This is a genomic window from Hymenobacter sublimis, assembly GCF_023101345.1.
GTDB classification, from domain to species: domain Bacteria; phylum Bacteroidota; class Bacteroidia; order Cytophagales; family Hymenobacteraceae; genus Hymenobacter; species Hymenobacter sublimis.
In genome coordinates this window covers 2,043,864-2,062,935 of sequence record NZ_CP095848.1, presented here as the reverse complement: position 1 = coordinate 2,062,935, position 19,072 = coordinate 2,043,864, and the positions used below count along the sequence as shown (strand labels likewise).

18 protein-coding genes and 1 riboswitch are annotated in these 19,072 nt (G+C 60.3%); of the genes, 9 read left to right on the top strand and 9 right to left on the bottom strand.

From position 1 onward, the window contains the following. Positions 1 to 24 precede the first annotated feature (24 nt). Together MWH26_RS08705 and MWH26_RS08700 are read right to left on the bottom strand one after the other, a co-directional pair. Positions 25 to 345 (bottom strand): hypothetical protein, encoded by a 321-nt coding sequence (locus tag MWH26_RS08705; RefSeq protein WP_247976892.1) that lies wholly within the window; start codon positions 343 to 345, stop codon positions 25 to 27. 137 nt (positions 346 to 482) lie between these two features. Then, positions 483 to 890: an acyl-CoA thioesterase gene (locus MWH26_RS08700; protein ID WP_247976891.1), complete on the bottom strand. Its 408-nt coding sequence runs from the start codon at positions 888 to 890 to the stop codon at positions 483 to 485. Between the two features lie 184 nt (positions 891 to 1,074). After that, a riboswitch (cobalamin riboswitch) is annotated at positions 1,075 to 1,291 on the bottom strand. A gap of 100 nt (positions 1,292 to 1,391) precedes the next feature. On the opposite strand from MWH26_RS08700, the gene MWH26_RS08695 reads away from it, so the two are divergent. The 3 genes from MWH26_RS08695 (at position 1,392) to MWH26_RS08685 (ending at position 4,146) form a co-directional block, all read left to right on the top strand. Beyond that, complete coding sequence (locus MWH26_RS08695) at positions 1,392 to 2,702, top strand: MFS transporter (RefSeq protein WP_247976890.1); 1,311 nt, start codon at positions 1,392 to 1,394, stop codon at positions 2,700 to 2,702. Positions 2,703 to 2,944: 242 nt separating this feature from the next. Continuing rightward, entirely contained in the window at positions 2,945 to 3,496 is a 552-nt protein-coding gene (locus tag MWH26_RS08690) for a DUF2911 domain-containing protein (protein WP_247976889.1), read from the top strand. Positions 3,497 to 3,615: 119 nt separating this feature from the next. After that, complete coding sequence (locus tag MWH26_RS08685) at positions 3,616 to 4,146, top strand: DUF2911 domain-containing protein (RefSeq protein WP_247976888.1); 531 nt, start codon at positions 3,616 to 3,618, stop codon at positions 4,144 to 4,146. Positions 4,147 to 4,291: 145 nt separating this feature from the next. Here MWH26_RS08685 and MWH26_RS08680 read toward each other — a convergent pair whose 3' ends face one another. After that, positions 4,292 to 5,269, bottom strand: coding sequence for a tryptophan 2,3-dioxygenase family protein (locus MWH26_RS08680; RefSeq protein ID WP_247976887.1), 978 nt, complete (start codon positions 5,267 to 5,269; stop codon positions 4,292 to 4,294). 286 nt (positions 5,270 to 5,555) lie between these two features. Between MWH26_RS08680 and sdaAB the strand changes: the two genes are divergently transcribed. The 6 genes from sdaAB (at position 5,556) to MWH26_RS08650 (ending at position 11,839) form a co-directional block, all read left to right on the top strand. Continuing rightward, on the top strand, positions 5,556 to 6,236 hold the full coding sequence (gene sdaAB / locus MWH26_RS08675; RefSeq protein ID WP_244696215.1) for an L-serine ammonia-lyase, iron-sulfur-dependent subunit beta: 681 nt from the start codon (positions 5,556 to 5,558) through the stop codon (positions 6,234 to 6,236). Between the two features lie 155 nt (positions 6,237 to 6,391). Beyond that, on the top strand, positions 6,392 to 7,900 hold the full coding sequence (locus MWH26_RS08670) for a TolC family protein (RefSeq protein WP_247976886.1): 1,509 nt from the start codon (positions 6,392 to 6,394) through the stop codon (positions 7,898 to 7,900). Positions 7,901 to 7,996: 96 nt separating this feature from the next. Then, entirely contained in the window at positions 7,997 to 9,415 is a 1,419-nt protein-coding gene (locus MWH26_RS08665; protein ID WP_247976885.1) for an efflux RND transporter periplasmic adaptor subunit, read from the top strand. A gap of 247 nt (positions 9,416 to 9,662) precedes the next feature. After that, positions 9,663 to 10,652, top strand: coding sequence for an NAD(P)H-dependent glycerol-3-phosphate dehydrogenase (locus MWH26_RS08660; RefSeq protein WP_247976884.1), 990 nt, complete (start codon positions 9,663 to 9,665; stop codon positions 10,650 to 10,652). A 360-nt stretch (positions 10,653 to 11,012) separates the two neighbouring features. Beyond that, complete coding sequence (locus tag MWH26_RS08655; protein ID WP_247976883.1) at positions 11,013 to 11,408, top strand: DUF4259 domain-containing protein; 396 nt, start codon at positions 11,013 to 11,015, stop codon at positions 11,406 to 11,408. 2 nt (positions 11,409 to 11,410) lie between these two features. Next, positions 11,411 to 11,839 carry an EamA family transporter gene (locus tag MWH26_RS08650; protein WP_244696210.1) on the top strand — a complete coding sequence of 143 codons (429 nt, stop codon included), beginning with the start codon at positions 11,411 to 11,413 and terminating at the stop codon, positions 11,837 to 11,839. Between the two features lie 73 nt (positions 11,840 to 11,912). On the opposite strand, the gene MWH26_RS08645 is transcribed toward MWH26_RS08650, so the two are convergent. From MWH26_RS08645 to MWH26_RS08620, 6 genes are all read right to left on the bottom strand, one after another. Further along, the gene (locus MWH26_RS08645) at positions 11,913 to 12,344 is read right to left on the bottom strand and encodes a Fur family transcriptional regulator (RefSeq protein WP_244696209.1); all 432 of its coding nucleotides are present in this window, start codon (positions 12,342 to 12,344) and stop codon (positions 11,913 to 11,915) included. A gap of 434 nt (positions 12,345 to 12,778) precedes the next feature. Continuing rightward, complete coding sequence (locus tag MWH26_RS08640) at positions 12,779 to 14,569, bottom strand: sensor histidine kinase (RefSeq protein WP_247976882.1); 1,791 nt, start codon at positions 14,567 to 14,569, stop codon at positions 12,779 to 12,781. A gap of 225 nt (positions 14,570 to 14,794) precedes the next feature. Next, positions 14,795 to 16,153 (bottom strand): sigma-54-dependent transcriptional regulator, encoded by a 1,359-nt coding sequence (locus tag MWH26_RS08635; RefSeq protein ID WP_247976881.1) that lies wholly within the window; start codon positions 16,151 to 16,153, stop codon positions 14,795 to 14,797. 148 nt (positions 16,154 to 16,301) lie between these two features. Next, positions 16,302 to 16,865: a transposase gene (locus tag MWH26_RS08630; RefSeq protein ID WP_247976880.1), complete on the bottom strand. Its 564-nt coding sequence runs from the start codon at positions 16,863 to 16,865 to the stop codon at positions 16,302 to 16,304. Between the two features lie 161 nt (positions 16,866 to 17,026). Then, positions 17,027 to 17,857 (bottom strand): ATP-binding cassette domain-containing protein, encoded by an 831-nt coding sequence (locus MWH26_RS08625; protein WP_247976879.1) that lies wholly within the window; start codon positions 17,855 to 17,857, stop codon positions 17,027 to 17,029. Positions 17,858 to 18,094: 237 nt separating this feature from the next. After that, a complete protein-coding gene (locus tag MWH26_RS08620) occupies positions 18,095 to 18,871 on the bottom strand; it encodes an ABC transporter permease (protein ID WP_247976878.1) in 777 nt (258 codons plus the stop codon). Between the last annotated feature and the right edge of the window lie 201 nt (positions 18,872 to 19,072).

Below are 19,072 nucleotides of genomic sequence, written 5' to 3'. Positions count from 1 at the left end.
GCTGTTCGGGGGGGCGGGGTGCGCCTAGTGCCCGCCGCCGGGGGGCGGGGTAGTATTCTGCAGGCGGGGCCAGAATTTTTCCATGGCCTCGTTGAACAGCGTCAAGGCCTGGGTGCGGACTTCGCCGGAGGGGTGGCGCAGCAACTGGCCAAGCAGGTGACGGTACATTTCCGTCGTGACTTCCAATCCTTTGGCGCTTACCAGGCCGTGGTGGAGTAGGTCGCAGTTCGCGGCCACAGAGTTTGCCATAGAGTCAGTTAGTTCTTCGCGGGCCAGGTCCGCTTCCCGAAACGACTGTTCCAGGCGAGAATTCATTTCAGGAGTGTAGTGGGGGTCGGGTGCCATATCAACGTGATAGGGAGGAGAGGCCTGTTAAACCTTAAAAGCGCGCAGAAAGGTTCGGACGGCTCTGGGAAAAATCCAGCCATAGAGTGTAACCGTCATATAGTTAGTTTGTTAAAGCTCTGAAAATAGCTATTCATCTATACGACAGCAGCAGCGGGCCCCAGAATACGTACGGGTCGTTTATGCTCATCGATGGCCACAAACGTGAACAGCCCCGACACGGCCCGGTGGCGCTCCTCGGAGTACATCTGCTCCACGAACAGCTCCACGCGCACCTTCAGGCTGGTGTTGCCCACGTGCTCCACGCGCCCGATCAGCTCCACCAGCGTGCCGCCGGGAATGGGGTGGGTAAAGTCGACTTTGTCAGACGACACGGTCACCATTTTGAGGCGACTGAACCGGGTGGCCGTAATAAAGGCTACTTCGTCCATGAGGTGCAGGGTAGTGCCTCCGAACAAGGTGTCGTAGTGGTTGGTGGTGTTGGGAAATACAGCCTTGAAAATGCGCGTTTCGGCGCGACTGATTTTTTCTTCGAGCGGTAGCATGGCAAGCAAGGGTAGGTGGAAAAACGGGTGTAGCAGCGTTCTGGCCGCTTTTCCTGGCCCTTGTTTCACCTTACTGCCTTCATCGGATTACTACGTCCCGCGCCCAGGTAGAAAGCCCACGCCTTCTGCCCACTCACCCCACGCCGCAGCACCCGACAAGGGTCCTCAAGTCGCGAAGGAGCCTTATCAACAAAAGCGGCGGGCAGGTCTCCTGACTTGTGCCATGCTTCCCGCCCTTCTCACCCGCCGCGTAGGCGTGGGCAATGGGTTACGAGGGAAGCATCTGTCGCCGGGCGTGGCGGCGGGCACTTACAGTAGCGCGTCTGTCCGGGAGTTGCACCCGGTTCCCCTTTCATGCCTACCCCCACCGGGAACGGGCAACCTGCCGCTCGTCTGACTGGAAAATACCGCCAAAGAACGAAGCGCCAAAGGTAGCAGAACCGCCGGCTTCCGGGCACTTCCGCTATTTTGCGCGCCTTCCTGGTTTTCTGCCCCGCTTCTATGCCTCAGCTTCCGCCCGCTGCTCCGCGCACCATGGCTTCCCGCATCCGCTCCATTTTCAGCGGCTCGGTGGGCAACTTGGTGGAGTGGTACGATTGGTACGTGTACTCCGCGTTTGCTCTGTATTTCGCCCCGGCCTTTTTCCCCAAAGGCAACCTGACGGCCCAGCTGCTTAACTCGGCGGCCATTTTCGCGGTGGGGTTTCTGATGCGCCCGCTCGGGGGCTGGCTGATGGGGGTGTATGCTGACCGCGCCGGCCGCAAAGCCGCCCTGCTGGCCTCGGTGCTGCTCATGTGCGGCGGCTCGTTGCTGATTGCTCTTACGCCCTCCTATAGCCAGATTGGGGTAGCTGCGCCCGTGCTGCTGGTGGTAGCGCGGCTGCTGCAAGGCCTGAGCGTGGGCGGGGAATACGGTACCTCGGCTACCTACCTAAGCGAAATGGCCGACCAGCGCAACCGGGGCTTTTTCTCCAGTTTTCAGTACGTAACCCTGATTGCCGGGCAACTGCTGGCCTTGCTGGTACAGCTAGGGTTGCAGCAGTGGCTTACCACGGCGGAAATGTACGCCTGGGGCTGGCGGGTGCCGTTTGCCCTGGGGGCCATAGCCGCCCTGGTGGCCCTGTACCTGCGCCGCAGCATGGAAGAAACCGATGCTTTCACCCGGCAAACCGCCCCGGCTACCGGCCAGCCCCAGCGGCCCAGCCAGCTGCGGGTATTACTTCAGCACCCCCGCGAAATTCTGACCGTAGTGGGCCTAACCCTGGGCGGAACGGTGGTTTTCTACACCTTTACCACCTATGTGCAGAAGTTTCTGGTGAATACTACCGGCTTTACCAAGGGCCAGGCCACGCTGGTTTCCTTCGGGGCCCTGGGGGTAGCCATGCTGCTGCAGCCCCTGCTGGGCGCCATCTCCGACCGGGTGGGGCGGCGGCCGGTACTGTTGTTTTTTGGGGTAGGAGCCACGCTGCTAACTGTGCCGCTGCTTACGGCCCTAGGCCGCGCCAACGGGCCCGGCGCGGCCTTTGGGCTGCTGCTCGTGGCGCTGGTCATCGTGAGCGGCTACACTTCCATTAACGCGGTGGTGAAAGCTGAGCTGTTTCCCACCGAAATTCGGGCCCTGGGTGTGGGGCTGCCCTACGCCCTGACCGTGGCCATCTTCGGTGGTTCGGCCGAATACGTGGCCTTGCTGGCCAAAGACCACGGCGTGGAAAACTGGTTTTACTGGTACGTGACCGGCTGCGCCGCCTTTTCGCTGGTAGTATACCTGCGCATGCCCGACACCCGCGCTACCTCCCGCATGCGGGAGGAATAACTTACCAGCCCCAGAGCCTACGGGTCAGCTCCCCGCCGTCTGTCTGGGGCGTGAGCTGGCAAAATACCCTTCCAACCCACGGCGGGCGGCCCGCTCCGGCCCGGTGCTAGCCATTTGGCACACCCGAGTAACCCGGTAGTACAAGTTGAGGTATAATTATTGCTCTGTACCGCCCGGCCTGGCCTTTCCCTGTTCCACTGCAGGGGCCAGCGCTGGTTTTCCCTACTCTGTTCCGCTTTTCCATGTCCCACGCTTATCCGCCCGTGCGGTTGTATTCCCGGCTGACGCTGCTACTGCTGGTAGGAGCTGCGGCTTGTTCCCCCAAAAAAAATCCGGAAGAAAAACCCCGGCGGCCTAGCCCTCCGGCCACTGTAACGGCCACTGCCGGTACGGCCACGTTTGTAATTCGCTACAGCCGCCCCTCCGCCAAGGAGCGCAAAGTGTTTGGCGGACTGGTTCCCTACGGGCAGGTTTGGCGCACGGGTGCCAATGAGGCTACTACATTTAGCGTAAACCAACCGGTATTGGTGCAGGGCCAACCCCTGCCAGCGGGCAAGTATGCCCTGTTCACCATTCCCGGCGAAAAGGAGTGGACCATCATCTTCAATCAGGATGCTACGCAGTGGGGGGCCTATGAGTACGCCGCCGCCCAGGACGTGCTCCGGGTGAAGGCCCGGCCCGAGCCCGCAGCCCAGTCCGTGGAGCAATTCCTCATTACGGCCGACAAGGCCGGTCAGGTAACCTTGGCCTGGGAAAGCACGCAGGTGCGCTTCACTGTGCGTGGCGGGCAGTAAGTGAAATTGGGTTTGGTAAGTACTTGATTTTCAAAGAGGATATTAATAATAAATTGCTGGCTGCTGCTATTTTAGCCGGCTGATTGTTCTTGTATCTCTGCCACTTTTATTTCCTGTCCATGAAAAACCTGCATGCTCGTTTGCTGCTAGCCCTGAGCTGGCTGTGTCTGCTGCTACTCGCGGCTCCCGCCTTTGCCCAAAAGCCCGCCGAGGACAAATCCAAGCGCCCGAGCCCGCCGGCTACCGTTACCGGCCCCACCTTTACCATCGATTACAGCCGCCCCTCGCTGAAGGGACGCAAAGCCTTTGGGGGGCAATTGGTGCCCTACGGGCAGGTCTGGCGCACGGGCGCCAACGAGGCCACCACCTTCGAAGCCAAGCAAGCCGTAACCATTAACGGCCAAACCTTGCCCGCCGGCAAATACGCCTTGTTCACCATCCCTGGGGAGCAGGAGTGGACTATCATCTTCAATAAAACCGCCAACCAGTGGGGCGCCTTTAAGTATGATGCCGCCCAGGATGCGCTGCGGGTGAAGATAACGCCCACCAAAACGGCCGCCCCAGTTGAGCAGTTCACCATTTCCTCCAGCAACGCCGGAGTAGTAACTCTGGCGTGGGAAAACGCCCAGGCCAGCTTCACGGTGAAGTAAGCGCCTGACGACGGCAACACCCAAAAAAAGAGGCGCCACACGTTGTGACGCCTCTTTTTTTTGGGGGTATTGCTACCTGATTGAAATCTGCGGAAAACTTAGCCGAATAGTCCTCCTATAAGAAAAAACTGAGTAGCGGTTTTCGTTACTCGCTGCCTAGCACACTTTCCACCCAGCCTTTGCCCCAGTCGGCTAGCTCTTGCTCGGTCCAGAGCTGGGGGTAGAAGATGCGGCGCTGAAACTTGGGCGGCAGATACTGCTTCCAGTTGGTGCCGCCGGTAGCAGCAATGGCCTCGGGGCGGCGCTCCAGGTAGCGCACCGCCGATTTGTAGTGCATCAGGGGCCAGTTCACGTTTACGCACACATCCAACTGCTTGAGCTGGCGCAGCAGGCGCTGGTGCTGCTGGCCGGTGGGGCCGGGGGGGAGGCGCTGCACCACGGCCCACACGTTGCGGCCCTCAAAGTGGCGGGAATGTTCCAGCAGCTTGTCGGCGTACTTTTTCTCGAACTCAATGAGCGTAAGCGCCTTGGCTCCGGTTTCTACCACCGTAGCCCCCGACTTCCAGTAGATGCAGCCCATCAGTTCGTCGTGGGCCGCGGCGGAGCCCAGTAGGCGGCGGCGCTCCTCCGGTACCAGGTTGCTGAGGGAAGTGCTGGCCAGCTCAATCATGCGGTACTGCACGCTCTGAAAGCCCGAGGCCGGCATCAGGGCCATCCGGAACTCCAGGAACTGCTGCTTGTCCATGCCATCGACCATCACATCAAACGAGTCGATCAGGTTTTCGAAGTAGCGGTTGATGCGGCCCACGCGCAGCACGATTTCCTCTACGGTGGGCTGCTGCAGGTCGCCTAGCTGCTCATATTCGCAGAGGCAGAGCTGAAAGTACAGCTCCGTAATCTGGTGGTAGATGATGAAAATCCGCTCGTCGGGAATGTTGGTAAGTGGGCGCTGCAAACTCAACAGGGCATCCAGCTGGATATAGTCCCAGTAACCGAGGTAGCGGGTATAGTAGAGGCCTTCGAGGTAGGCGGCCAGATCCTGGTCGTCGGCGGCGTAGCGCGCCTGCAGGCGGCGTAGCTGGGCCAGCACGGCCGGCGAAAATTCTGATTCCGGAGAGGTCATGAGCAAGGGCGGAAGGAAGGGGTAGTAGTGGGGGCTACGCTGCAAAGATGGGAAAAGGCGCTGAGGTGAGTGAAGTAGTAAGCCGCGTCCTGGCGAGCGGAGCGCGTCCATCCGTCCTTCACGCAGTGCTACCCCTTGAAACGTGACAGGCCTTTGATGCTACCATACACCAAGGTCTTGTCCTACTTGAGAGTGTGTCACAGAAGAGAGGTCGGATAGTTTTGATACCGCCCCCCATGACGCAACTCGCCCACTTACTATTCCCTTCATCTTCTACCTTTACGCAATGGCAGAGAAATCCAGTATTTTCGATATGATTGGGCCCGTGATGATTGGGCCCAGTTCCTCGCACACGGCCGGGGTAGTGCGCATAGCGCGGGCGGCCATCCGCATCCTAGGCAGCAGCCCCACCCACGCCACCATTACGTTCTATAACTCCTTTGCCCGCACCTACGAGGGCCACGGCTCCGACCGCGCCATTGTGGCCGGCCTGCTGGGCATGCCCACCGATGACGTGCGCATCCGGGAGGCTTTCGACCACGCCAAGGAAGCGGGGCTCCAGTACACCTTTCAGGGTGTAGGCAATGCCTCCACCATGCACCCCAACACCATTCGGCTGCAGCTGCGCGATGAGCGCACGGGCCACGCCGTCGAGGTTATTGGTCAGAGCCGGGGCGGGGGCGTTATCCGCATTGTGGAGGTAGATGGCTTCCCGGCCGACTTCTCGGCCTCTCTGCACACGCTCATCATTGATGCCGACGACGTGCCGGGCTCCATTGCTTTTATTGCCTCCGTCATTGCCCACGATGAGTGCAATATTGCCACCATGTTCGTCTCGCGTAAGGGCAAAAACGACGCGGCCCGGCAGTTCATTGAAGTAGACTCCGGCCTGCGCCCCATTACCCTAGACTACCTGCGGCAATTGCGCTGGGTGCACCGTGTCACGTATATTCCCACCATCGACTAACGGCCCAAACTGCCCGGTTAACCGCCTATGGTGCCCGGTTGGTTGATTTCCCCGCGCACTGCTGCGGGCAGATCAATACCTTTAGTGGCCCCGGCCACTGGGGCGGCCGGCTTCGGTGCCGATCAGCCGGCCATCAGCTCTACACTCCTGATTTTATGAAGCGTTTTTACTGGCTGTTGATGAGTATGTCGGCGGGTATGCTGACGAGCCCGGTACTGGCCCAGACGCCGCCGACCCAACCCCCGGCCGGCACGCTTTCGCCCGCCGTGCCTACCGGCCCCTGGACCCTGCAACGGTCCATCGACTACGCCCTGCAAAACAACCTTACGGTGCGCCAGCAGCAGCTTACCTCTACGCTGCAGAACGCTACCCTGCGCCAGAGCCAGGCGGCTTTGCTACCCACGGCCAACCTTTCCGGTACCCAGGCCTGGAACTACGGCACCAGCCTTGACCCGCTGACCAACGACTTCGTCAGCCAAACGATTCGCTCCAACAACTTCTCGGCCAACACCCAGGTAACGCTATTTGCGGGCTTTCAGCTGCGCAACACCGTGAAGCGCAATGCCCTGGACGCTGAGGCTAGCCTGCTCGATATTGACAAGTCGCGCAATGACCTGGCCCTGAACGTGGCCTCGGCATTTCTGCAGTTGGTGCTGGCCGAGGAGCTGGTGCGCACCAATGAGGTGCGCGTGAGCAGCACTCAGGCCCAGGTGGAGCGCACCCAGAAGCTGCTTAAAGCCGGCGCCATTCCGGAAAGCAATCTGCTTGATATTCAGGCCCAACTAGCCTCCGACGAGCTGAACGTTATTACGGCCCAAAACCAGCGCGACCTGGCCCGTCTCTCGCTGACGCAGCTGCTGAACCTACCCTCGCCGACGGGCTTCCAGATTGAAGTGCCGCCCCTGGCCGACCCCGACGATGAGCCCCTGCTCAGCGCCGACCCGGACGGCACCTACCAGACGGCCCAGAGCCTGCTACCCGAAATTAAGGCCGCCGACTTGCGCGTGCGCTCCGCCCAACGCAGCCTCGACATTGCCCGCGGCGCCTACTACCCCCGCCTGGCCTTCGGGGCCGGAATTTTCACTGGTTTCTCTTCTTCGCGGCTGGCGCGGGTGTTTAACGGCGACTCTACGGAGGCCGTAGCCGTGCCGGTATTCCAGCCGGGCGTGGGCGGGCAGCCGGTGCCGTCGCAGTACTTTCTGCTCCAGCCCAAGCAGGCCATTCCGGAGCTGTTGCCCTCGGGCTTTACCAGTCAGCTGAAGGACAACCTGGGTAAGAGCCTGCAGTTCTCGCTGCAAATCCCCATTCTGAACGGACTGCAAACTCGTACGGGCGTGCAGCGGGCCCAAATCAATATTCAGCAGCAGGAGCTGCGCGCCGAGCAAACGCGCCTGCAGCTGCGCCAGAGCATTCAGCAGTCCTACGCCGATGCCATTGCGGCCCAGCGTCGTTACCTCTCTGCCCGCCGCCAGGTGGAGGCGCTGACCACCGCCTACCGCAACGCCGAAATTCGCTTTAACAACGGCCTGCTCAACGGCACCGAGTTTAACATCGCCAAAAACAACCTGACGGCCGCCGAGTCCACGATGATTCAGGCCAAGTACGAGTTTATCTTCCGCCGGAAGGTGCTCGACTTCTATCAGGGCCGCCCCATTAGCCTGTAGCCGCGCCGTGGTGGGCTGCTTCCCGCCCGCCGCTCGCAACAGCCGAGCTTTCAACCAACCACTGACTCCTAGTTCCTACGACCCTACGTCCTTAACATGAAAAAAAACCGCACCCTGTTCATCCTACTCGCCGTGCTGGCCGTGCTGGTGGTGGGCTTGCTGGTAGCAAAAAAGCAGGGCCTGATTGGCAAGCCTGCTGGTACGGAGGTGCTGGCGGCCAAGGCGGCGCCGGCTACCATTGTGGAGAAGGTAAGTGCCTCGGGCAAGGTACAGCCCGAAACTGAGGTGAAGATTTCGCCCGACGTATCCGGGGAAATCACCGAACTCTACGTGGCCGAAGGCGACTCCGTAAAGAAAGGTCAGCTGCTGCTGCGCATCCGTCCGGATAACTACGAGGCCATGGTAAACCAGCAAAACGCCGTGGTGGGTAGCCAGCGCGCCAACGTGGGCCAGACCCAAGCTCGGCTGCAGCAGCTGATGGCCAGCGCCCGCCAAACGGAGCTGACATTTCGCCGCAACGCTTCCCTGTACAAGCAAAAGGTGATTTCCCAGGCCGATTATGAGGCCAGCAAGGCCGCCTACGAGGCGTCGCAGGAGGAAATCAACTCGGCCCGCCAGAGCATCCGGGCGGCCCAGAGCAACGTACGCAGCGCCCAGGCCAGCCTGGAGGAAGCCCGCAAAAACCTGAATAAAACCACCATTTACGCTCCCGTGAGCGGGACCATCAGCAAGCTCAACGTGAAGAAGGGCGAGCGGGTAGTAGGTACTACCCAGATGGCGGGCACCGAAATCATGCGCATCGCCAACCTCAATAACATGGAGGTGCGGGTAAGCGTGAACGAAAACGACATCATCAACGTGGACCTGGGCGACTCCGTGGACGTGGAAGTAGACAGCTACGCCAACCAAGATCAGAAATTCCGCGGGCTGGTGACGGCCATTGCCAACACGGCCAAGGACGCCCTCACGGCCGAGGCCGTTACGGAGTTTGAAGTGCGCATCCGGTTGCTGCCGGAGTCGTACCGCCAACTGCAGCGTACGGTGAAGGGCCGGACCATCGTCCCGTTCCGGCCCGGCATGACGGCCTCCGTCGACATTATTACCAACCGCAAAGCCAACGTGCTGAGCGTGCCGCTGGCCGCCGTGACTACCCGCTCGGACAGCACCCAGGCGGAGGGGCCCAAGAAGGGGGGAACCCCGGTTGTGCGCGTAGGTCGAGGTGGTTCGGGTGGGGGCGCAACCCCGGCGCCGGCCGCAGGCGCCAAGCCAGAAGTGCAGGAGGTAGTGTTCCTGATTCGGAACGGCAAAGTGGTAATGACGCCCGTCAAAACCGGCATCAGCGACTTTCAGAACATGGAAATCGTGAGCGGTATTCAAGCCGGCGACCAAGTCGTAAGTGGGCCTTTCCGGGCCGTTTCCAAAACTCTGAAGGATGGGGCCGCCGTGGTTATCAAGGATGCCAAGTCCTTGGATAAAGCGGCCTTAAAAGAAGAACCAGCCGACGAAGAGGAATAAATAACGCCGAACCGGTTAAGCGTTCAGCTTGAGCCCGTAACGCCTCCAGAGAGGACTTCGCCGCTACCCCCGGCGGGGTCCTCTCAGTTTTTTTGGCTAAGATTGACGTATCGGTGAACGGGTGAGCTGGTGAACGGGTGCGTTTGCCGTTTGCCAGGCGCGGTTTAGCGCAGAGAAAACAAATAATGCACTCGTTCACCAGCTCACCCGTTCACCACTGCCCCACCACCTCACCACTTTCCCACCCTTGGAAAAAATAGCCATGCTTGGCGGCGGCTCTTGGGCCACCGCGCTGACCAAAATTCTCGCTGAAAATGGCAGCCGCGTCCACTGGTGGATGCGCAGCAAGGAAGACGTGCAGCACCTGCTGCGCACCCGCCACAACCCCCGCTACCTCTCCTCCGTGGCGCATGATCTGGATCGGGTATTTCCCACCAACGACCTAGAAGCGGCCGTGCGCGAAGCCGATTGGCTGGTGCTGGCCGTGCCCGCCGCCTTCGTGCAAAGCACCCTGGATAAGCTCGACCGGGATGCGCTGAAAAATAAGCGCATCATCTCCGCCATTAAGGGTATGATTCCGGGCAAAAACGTGCTGGTAACCGACTACGTGGCCGAGCGTTTTCGGCTACCCCACACCCGCCTGGGGGTAGTGGCCGGCCCCTGCCACGCCGAGGAGGTGGCCCTGGAAAAGCAAAGCTACCTGACCATCGGCTCGCCGGATGCCGAACTGGGCGAGGACTTCAGCCGCCTGCTGCGCAACCGCTACGTGAAGGCCAACCCCGCCCAGGACCTCGACGGCATTGAGTACTGCGCCGTGATGAAAAACATCATTGCCCTGACCTGTGGCATTGCCCACGGCCTGGGCTACGGCGACAATTTCCAGGCCGTGCTGGTCAGCAACGCGGTGCAGGAAATCCGCCGGTTTGTGCACGCGCTGAACCCCCAGCCCCGCGACCTGTCGGCCTCCGCCTACCTCGGCGACCTGCTGGTAACGGCCTACTCGCAGTTTTCGCGCAACCGCACCTTTGGCAACATGGTGGGCCGGGGCTACTCCGTCAAATCGGCCCAGATGGAAATGAACATGGTGGCGGAAGGCTACTACGCCGTGAAAAGCATCTACGAAATGAACCGCAAGCTCCAGGTGAATATGCCCATCACCGCAGCCGCGTATCATGTGCTCTACGAGAAAATTTCGCCCGCCATTGAAGTGGAGCTGCTCAAAGAGAAGTTTAAGTAAGATGCAGCTAATAGCAACGGCCGTTTTGTTGGTGCTGGCGTAGTTGATAGGTGCATTAGACTCGTACGTCAGTCTACTTTCCGGGCTACTCCGGTTCTAGCCTCACTCTCTATATTGCTCCGGAATATTGCTCCGGACCAGGCTTATTCTGGGGCATTCAGGTTGTCGATGAGCCCTAAGGAGCTGTGGCGCCAATTACTACTCGCGAGTTTCCTGCCCTGAATGTAACTACGTGCCAGTATACCTTCCGGCAGATGAAAACGCACTACCTGGGCACGCATGAGGCACCCCGCCGCTAGCACTTGCCGTAAGTAAATAGATTGGCAGTCATTGTACTGTCAGAACTCTTATATAATAGACATGGCCACTTGGGACTACCACAATTTTGATAACGATGCCGCGGCTGACCTGGCCGAGGAATTCCGCAGCAACCCCAACGAAGCCCTACTCTACGAGGTGCTGGCCACGGCCGCCGAAGCGGAAGAAGAACTGGACGAGGAGGAAGCCAGCCAGGCCCTAGCCGCCGCCGAAATTGTAGCGGCTATTCACGGCCACCCCGGCGCCGACTTCCTGCCGGGCCTGACCTTGGCCGTGAATGGCATGGACGCCGACGAGGAACTGGCCGAACTGGCTCAGGAAGCCGTGGAAGCGGTACTCAAAAGCTCCGCGCTACAGGCCCGCTGGGCCGCATCGGGCGATGCGGCCAACTGGCAGCAACTACAGCAGGATTTGCTGGCCCGGCTAACCGTGCAGTAGGCATGCCCTGGCTTGTTCTGGCCCTGCTGACGGCTCTGTGTCTAGCCTGCTACAACTTCTTCATCAAGCTGGCCGCTGACCACGTATCGGCTGCGGCGGGCGCCGTTATTCTGCAGCTGGTAGCGGCCAGCCTGGGTGGACTGTGGCTGGTATGGCTACACCTGAAAGGCCAGCCTCTGCAGGTAACGACCACGGGCGCGGGGCTGGCGGTACTGGCCGGGCTAGGGGTAGGGCTGGCCGAAATCCTGACGTTTGTAGTCTTCAGCCGCGGGGTGCCTTCGTCCGTGGGTACACCCGTAATTGTGGGCGGCTCGGTGTTGCTGACAGCGGTGCTAGGCCTGGTAGTGCTGCGTGAAGCCCTCTCCTGGTCGCAGGCACTGGGATTAGCCAGCATTGTAATAGGCATTGCGCTGCTAGCCCGCGGCCACTAAGGGTACACTACCGCCAAACAGCAGCAGGCCCGCCAGACTATTCCGGCGGGCCTGCTGTTTAGCGGTGGCGTAGCTAGCGGGGCTGGCACTGCTGGCACACGCCCGCCAGCAGGTAGTCGCGCGACTCAACCCGAAAGCCAGCGGGGAGCAGCACCGGCGGAATGGTAATGTGGTCGAGGCAGTAGGTGTGCTGGCACTGGGTGCATTTGAAGTGCACGTGGTCATCGGAGTGGGAATGCTCACTGCAGTGGTCGGAGCAGGCCGCGTACCGGATAACGTCCGTATTATCAATAACACGGTGAATTAGCCCCTTTTCTTCGAACGTTTTGAGGGTGCGGTAAAGCGTGATGCGGTCCGTGTCGTCGCCGAGGGCACTTTCCAGCTCGTGGCTGGTCAGGGCAAAAGGCGACGAAACCAACAGGCGCAGTACGCCCCGCCGAACCGGCGTTTGGCGCAGGCCATGTTGGGTCAACAAGGACGCAAAAGAGTCGGCAGGAGCTTTCATGATACTGCAAAGATACGGCACAATCCGCCGCGTTCAGTTTGCTCAATTCCTAGTAAGGGCAGCGGCTACCCAGCACACACGCGGGTGAGCAGGCCAAAGCTTTCATACCGTAAACTCAGCATCCAGATAAAGGGAAAACACAAAGGCCAGAGCGGGAAGCTCTGGCCTTCGAGTAGCTGGTTGTGGAAAGGGGACGGGGATACTAGTGACAACTGGAGCAAGGACAGCCAGCCGCCGGAGGGATGCTCAAAGGTGGTGTACTCTTGCGTGTCTGCCAAGGCCTGAATTTAGCATCTTGTGACAACGCTTATGCAGGTCTTTTCTGGGGTGATATTGGCCCTGTGCAGACACATAAGAGGTTAATGAACGAAGAGGCTAATCTAACTCAGCTAAAAACAAGCTATTTGTGACATAGCCAGACTGCCAAAATCTGTCTATACTTTCTCCGGTGTTGCCAGGGGTAGGGTAAATCGGAATTGGCTGCCTTGCCCCGGCTGACTTTCCACCCAGAGCCGTCCGCCCTGGGCGGCAATAAATTCCCGCGAGATACTGAGGCCCAGGCCTGAGCTGCCCTTATGACCCGTGGTGTTAGGTATCTGGGCAAATCGTTGAAAAATACGCTCATGGTACTGCGCCGGAATGCCCGGTCCGCAATCCTGCACGCTGATTTCGAGCTGTTCCTGGTGGTGGTACGCCCGCACCGTAAGGGCCGCGCCGCGCGGGGAGTACCGGATGCCGTTAGCCAGCAGATTGATAAGAACCCAAGTTGTTTTTTCTACGTCGGCGCGGGCAGCGGGCAAGTCGGCGGGCAGCTCAACTTGTAACTGCAACTCCTTGTCGTCGAGTTGGGGCTGCACCGTGTCGGTGGCGTAGGCGACCACCTCGGCCAGGGTAATCGGTTGAAGGTCAAGTTGAATGCCAGCACCAGCATCTAGCCGCGACACGGCCAGCAGTTGGCCCACCATGCCCAGTAGGCGTTGCGTTTCGTCGCGGATACCGTCGGCAATGCGCTGGCGCTCTTCGGGTTCCGTGCGTTCGTCCTGGAGTAGCATCAGGCTAAGCTTGATGCTGGCGAGTGGCGTTTTCAGCTCGTGCGAAATAGTGGCGAGGTAGCTCGATTTTACCTCATCCAGCTTCTTGAAGTCCGACACATTACGTAGGGACAAGATATGCCCCACAAACTCAGTGCGCTCCGTTTCACGGTTGCGGCTCACGATATGGTTGAGCGTGAGCTGGTAATAGGTCGGGTCGCCATCGGGGCCGTGAATCGTGAGCATTACAGGGGCGGGCGTTTCACCGGCCCGGACGGATTCCTGTTCTAGCAGCGGCCGGAATAAATCGTGTAACAGCGTCGATTCCCGACTCAGCTCCTCGGCCCGTTGGCCTACCAGGTCGGCGGCCGTGCGGCCCAGTAGTTCCCGGGCTACGGGGTTGGCCAGCAGCACGCAGCGCTCGGGGTCGAGCAGGAGCAGGCCTTCATCAAGGTGCTCGATTAGGCTTTCTAGGCGGCTGCGCTCGGTGGCCAGGGCCGCCCGCGTCACGCTGCGCTGGTCCTGCATGTAGCCAAAGGCGCGGTTTAGGGCCAGGGCCACGGCACCTACCTCGTCGTTTTTGGCAATGGAAACGCGGGTGGCCGGGCCGGGGCTGGCCACGTCTTCCACATCGGCCCGCAGACGGCGTAGGGGCCGCAGCACCACCCGCGGCAGCCGTACAATTAGGCCCAGCCCCACGGCCGTACTCAGCAACAGGAGTAGGAGCACAGTATGGCGGGCGCGGCCGGCAGCTAGGGCGGTTCGGGCGGTCTGGGCGTTGAAGGAAGCCGCATTCAGCTGCATCATGCGGTGGGTTTCGGCCCGGAGTTGGCGGAGTTTGGCGAGCTGCTGGGGGGTAGGTGCCCGGTCATCCACGAGGCGCTGATACTCGGCTACCTGCTGGGTGAGGGTGTCTACCAGCTCCAGCTCGCCAGCTTCGGTAATGTTGGCCGCCTCGCGGGTGAGGGCCCAGCGGAGCTGGGCAAGCGGCGCCGTTGCCGCGGGCTGATCCTGTAACTGCTCCAGGGCCCGCAGCATCTGCTCCCCGTACTCCACCGACCGGAAGTTGGCCCGCTGGATGCTGCGCGTCCCCACGTTCAACTGCTGAATAGTGAGGATGGTGTACCCGCCCAAGCCCAGCAGTAAAGTCAGCATTACCAGAATGCTGAGGCGAATTTTCAGTTTCAGGGACATGGTGAGGGTAGGAGGGTAGGCGGGTAGGAGTTGGGGAGGTAAAATGGCACTGTCATCCTGAGCTTGCGAAGGACCTTACCGCGCCGGGGGCGTTGGGGCTTTGGTTATCGCAGAGGTTCGCAGAGGGATGCGCAGAGTCGTTCGGATGCAAGTTGTTGAGGCGCGGGCTCCGGACGCCAATTCCCTCCTAAACCCTTACCCGCCTACCCTCACACCCTAAAAAGCTCACAGCCCATACTCCTGCACCTTGCGGTAGAGGGTCGTGAGGCCGATGGCGAGGCGGCGGGCGGCTTCGGTTTTGTTGCCCTGGCACTGGTGGAGCACTTGCCGGATGTGGCGGGCTTCCACCGCGCGCAGGCTTTGGTCGGTAGGGTCGGCGTCGGGGCTGAAGGGGGCAGGCAGCACCTGGAACTCGTCGGGGAGGTAGCCAGCGGCAAGGGGCTGGTCGGCGGGGGCCAGGATGGCGGCGCGCTCTAGCACATTCTTTAGCTCGCGCACGTTGCCCGGCCACTCGTAGCGACTCAGTAGGTCCACGCACTCGGGCTCCAGACCGGGTAGACGCTTGCGCAGCTGGGCCGCGAAGTACTGTAGGAAGTACTCGGCCAGGGCGGGCACATCGGCGGCGCGCTCCTGCAGGCTGGGCACGTTGATGGTGAACACGGAGAGGCGGTAGTAGAGGTCGGGGCGGAAATGGCCGGCGGTGGCTTCCTGCTTGAGGTTGCGGTTGGTGGCGGCCACGATGCGCACGTTCACGCTGGTAGGCTTGGTGTCGCCGAGCTTGGTAAACTGGCGTGTTTCGAGCACCCGCAGAAACTTGGCCTGTACGTTCAGCTCCAGCTCCCCAATTTCATCTAGAAACAAGGTGCCGCCGTGGGCTTCTTCCAGCAGACCCTTCTTATCGGCCAAGGCCCCCGTAAACGCGCCTTTCTTGTAGCCAAACAGCTCCGATTCCAGTAAATCCTTGGGGAAAGCCGAGCAGTTCACGGCCACGAACGACTTGTGTTTCCGCTCACTGGCCTCGTGGATGGCCTGGGCAAACAGTTCCTTTCCCGCGCCGGTAGGCCCTTCCAACAGCACGGTGCTGTCGGTGGGAGCTACTTGGCGGGCCAGGTCCTGGGCGCGGCGTAGGGCGGGGGCCGCGCCAATCATACTCTCGAAGCTGTAGCGCTGGCTCATGCGCCGCTCCAGCTCGGCCACGCGGCGGCGCAGGCGGGCTTTTTCGGCGGCCCGCTCCACTACTACCACCAATTGCTGCTCAAAGTCGCCCTTGGTGAGATAGTCGAAGGCGCCCTGCTTCATGGCCCGCACCCCATCCGGAATGGTACCGAAAGCAGTGAGCAGCACAATCTCCATATCGGGCGCCTTGGCCTTGAGGCGCGGAATTAGGTCCACGCCGTGGGCATCGGGCAGCTTCACGTCGGACACCACCACCAGCACCTCGTTGGCGTGCTGCTGCAGCAGCTCCAGGCCGCGGCTGGCATCAGGAGCTTGCAGCACGGAATAGCCTTCCAACTCCAGCACTCGCGCCAAGAGCTGGCGCAGGCGGGCTTCGTCGTCAATGAGTAAGAGTGTTCCGGAAGGCATGGAGGGAATTAAGAATGAAAAATTAGGCAAAAGTAGCACGATGTAGAGACGCGACACTTCGCGTCTCAATCGTTGCTGACGTTGTTTAGACTGCGCAGTTCCTGGTCGTTCTGACGCTGAGACGCGAAGTGTCGCGTCTCTACATCGTTCAGCGGTAAAGGCCTTGGCCGTTGTCGAGTTCTTTTTCCCAGCGGCCTGGGTTGGTGATAATGTAGTTTCGAATCTTCTCCAACTCCACGCTGCTGCGAATCACCCGGTCATGGAAGCGAGTTTGCCATTGAAATTCCAGATTGTGATACCGGGCATATGTTGTCACCGCCGATTTAAAGCCGCGCAAGACGGACGCCAAGTTTTGCGACTGTGGGCCAAAACGATTGCCGGATGGTTGCAGAGACGTGCCGGGTCCTACCGGTTCATCCTTATCGAGCAGTAGTATGCCGTGCATATGATCTGGCATCAAGATAAACGCATCCAGGTGCACGAACGGCGCAAACTGCGGAATAGCTGCCCAGCATTTCCGCACCTTCTCTCCGAGCACCGACGGCCGTAGAAAAGCAGCATCCCAATTACCGCCGGGAGCTTCAATACTACCGAAATACGGTTGCCGATCCTTAGTGCAGATTGTCACGAAATGGGCCCCACTTTGTCCGTAGTCATAGCCTGGCAAACGGGTAGAAGGGATTCGGTATTTGTCCTGATAAAGATCCGCCATACTGTATTCTAATTTTTAGCACGATGTAGAGACGCGACACTTCGCGTCTCCTCGTTGAACAATAAGTTAGAGAGTTGTTAAAAGCAAGGTATCCGTTCTGGAATGGTTGTTCAACGAGGAGACGCGAAGTGTCGCGTCTTTACAGCCGTTCAATTTTATCCTCACGCACTCCCCCGAATCTCATCCTTTAGGTGCTCCACGAAGCGGTTAAACTCTGGTTCGGCTTCCACGTTTTCGTGCCAGGCCAGGCCCATTTCGGCGAGGTTGTATTGGTGCTGGGGGCTGATGGTGGCGCCAGGTAGCAGCTGGCCGCTGGTGTCTCGTTCGTAGCCCAGCAGCCAGAGCCGGTCGCAGAGGGCGGTGGTGGTCTGGATGTCGTGGGAGACGATGACGACGGTGTTCAACTCATCCATGGTGGTTACTTCGAGGATGATTTTCTTGACCTCGTCCATCATGGCCACGTCGAGGCCGGAGAAGGGCTCGTCGAGCAGGATGAGGTGGTCGGAGCAAAGCAACTGCTGGGCAATGGCGGCGCGCTGGCGCTGCCCGCCGGAGAGGTGAGCCGGGTACTTGCGGCGGTGCCCGGCCAGCTGAAACCGCTCCAGGTAGGAATCGGCTTGGCGCCGGGCTTCGACGGCATCGGGGTACTTGCGGGCGGCGGCTACCAGCAGGTTGTCGTGCAGGGTGCGGTGGTTGAACAGCGGGTACTGCTGCTGCACGAAGCCCACCGCGCCCGGCGCTACTTCCTGCTGCTCCTGGCCCACCAGCACCGTACCCTGGCTCGGGGCCATCAGCCCGGCCATAATGCGGCAGAGCACCGATTTGCCCATGCCTGAGCGGCCGTAGAAGCCCACCACCTGCCCCTGGCTCATGCCCGGCCGGCACACGTCCAGCACCTGGGCCGAAATGTCGCGCAGGATGGTTTCGCCCTCGAACTGCATGGACACATTGTCGAGCGTCAGAACGGGGGCTTTGTAGAAATAGGGAGTCATGGGCGGTGAGATGGTGAAATAGTGAAATGGTGAGTTTGACGTTTTGACCGCTCCAGGCCGTCCTGCAGCGGCGCAGCCGAAGCATCTCGCATGCTAATGTTGAAGCAGTAATCAAACGAAGTAGTGGAGATGCTTCGCGGGGCTCAGCAGGACAGATAGTGTGGCAACGGCAGCACGCGAGATTCCTCGGCAAGCTCGGAATGACGAGCTAGCGTTACTTGGGGCATTCCTGCTTCATCACTGCACGGCCGCCAGCTCCGCATAAGGGAAAAACATCCGGCGCAGGAGACTAAATAGGTAGTCCTGGGCGGCGCCGGCGGCGAGGATGACGAGCTGAATGGCGACTACCCCGTCGAGGTGGAGGTAGCGGTTTTGCTTGTAGAGCAGCAGGCCAATGCCACCTTCTGATTGGTAAAGGGTTTCCACCAGGGTAATCATCGTCCAGATGATGGCGAAGTTCTGGCGCACTACCTCCAGCATCTCCGCCAGCTTGCCCAGCACGACTACCTCCCAGAAGCTGCGCCACTCGCCCAGCCCCAGGGTGCGGGCGTGGTCCATTTCCTGCTGGGTGGTGGTCAGAATCACGCGGGTCATGCCCGTCACGAGGTACACCGTAGTGGCGAAAATCAGCACCGACAGCTTCACCTCGTGGCCCGAGCTGACCATCAGGGCCATGAAGAAGGTGAGGCCGGTAAGCGTGAGGTAACGCATCTTGGAGGCCGCGTAGGCCAGGGGCCGGAAGAAGGGTAGGGCCGTGAGGTAGGAAATCAGCAGGGCCAGCACCGTGGCCACGCCCAGGGCCTGCAGGGCCGTGGTCATACTGGCCCACAGCTCCTGAATAAGTCCCTGGGTAGTAACCATATCGGCCAAAGCGCGCAGCACATCACCAAGCGAAGGAAACAGGCGCAGCGGATACAACAGCCACAGTAGCAGCAGCAAAGCACCTTGGGCCGCCGCCATCAGGGCAAACATGGTGCGGGGTAAGCGGCCGTTGGGTAGGAAGAGGCTTTTCATTTTTTGTGATGGGGTGACGCGTAACAGGTAAAGAGTTGTCATCCTGAGCCCGGCGAAGGACCGTTTCACAGCTGCGCAATGCGGCTCGAATGCTCTTAGCCCGCAGAGGACGCAGTGTTTGACGCAGAGGGTGCAGAGCTGTTCTATAGTGAGAAGGTCCTTCGCAGGGCTCAGGATGACACAACTCCTACCCGCCTACAC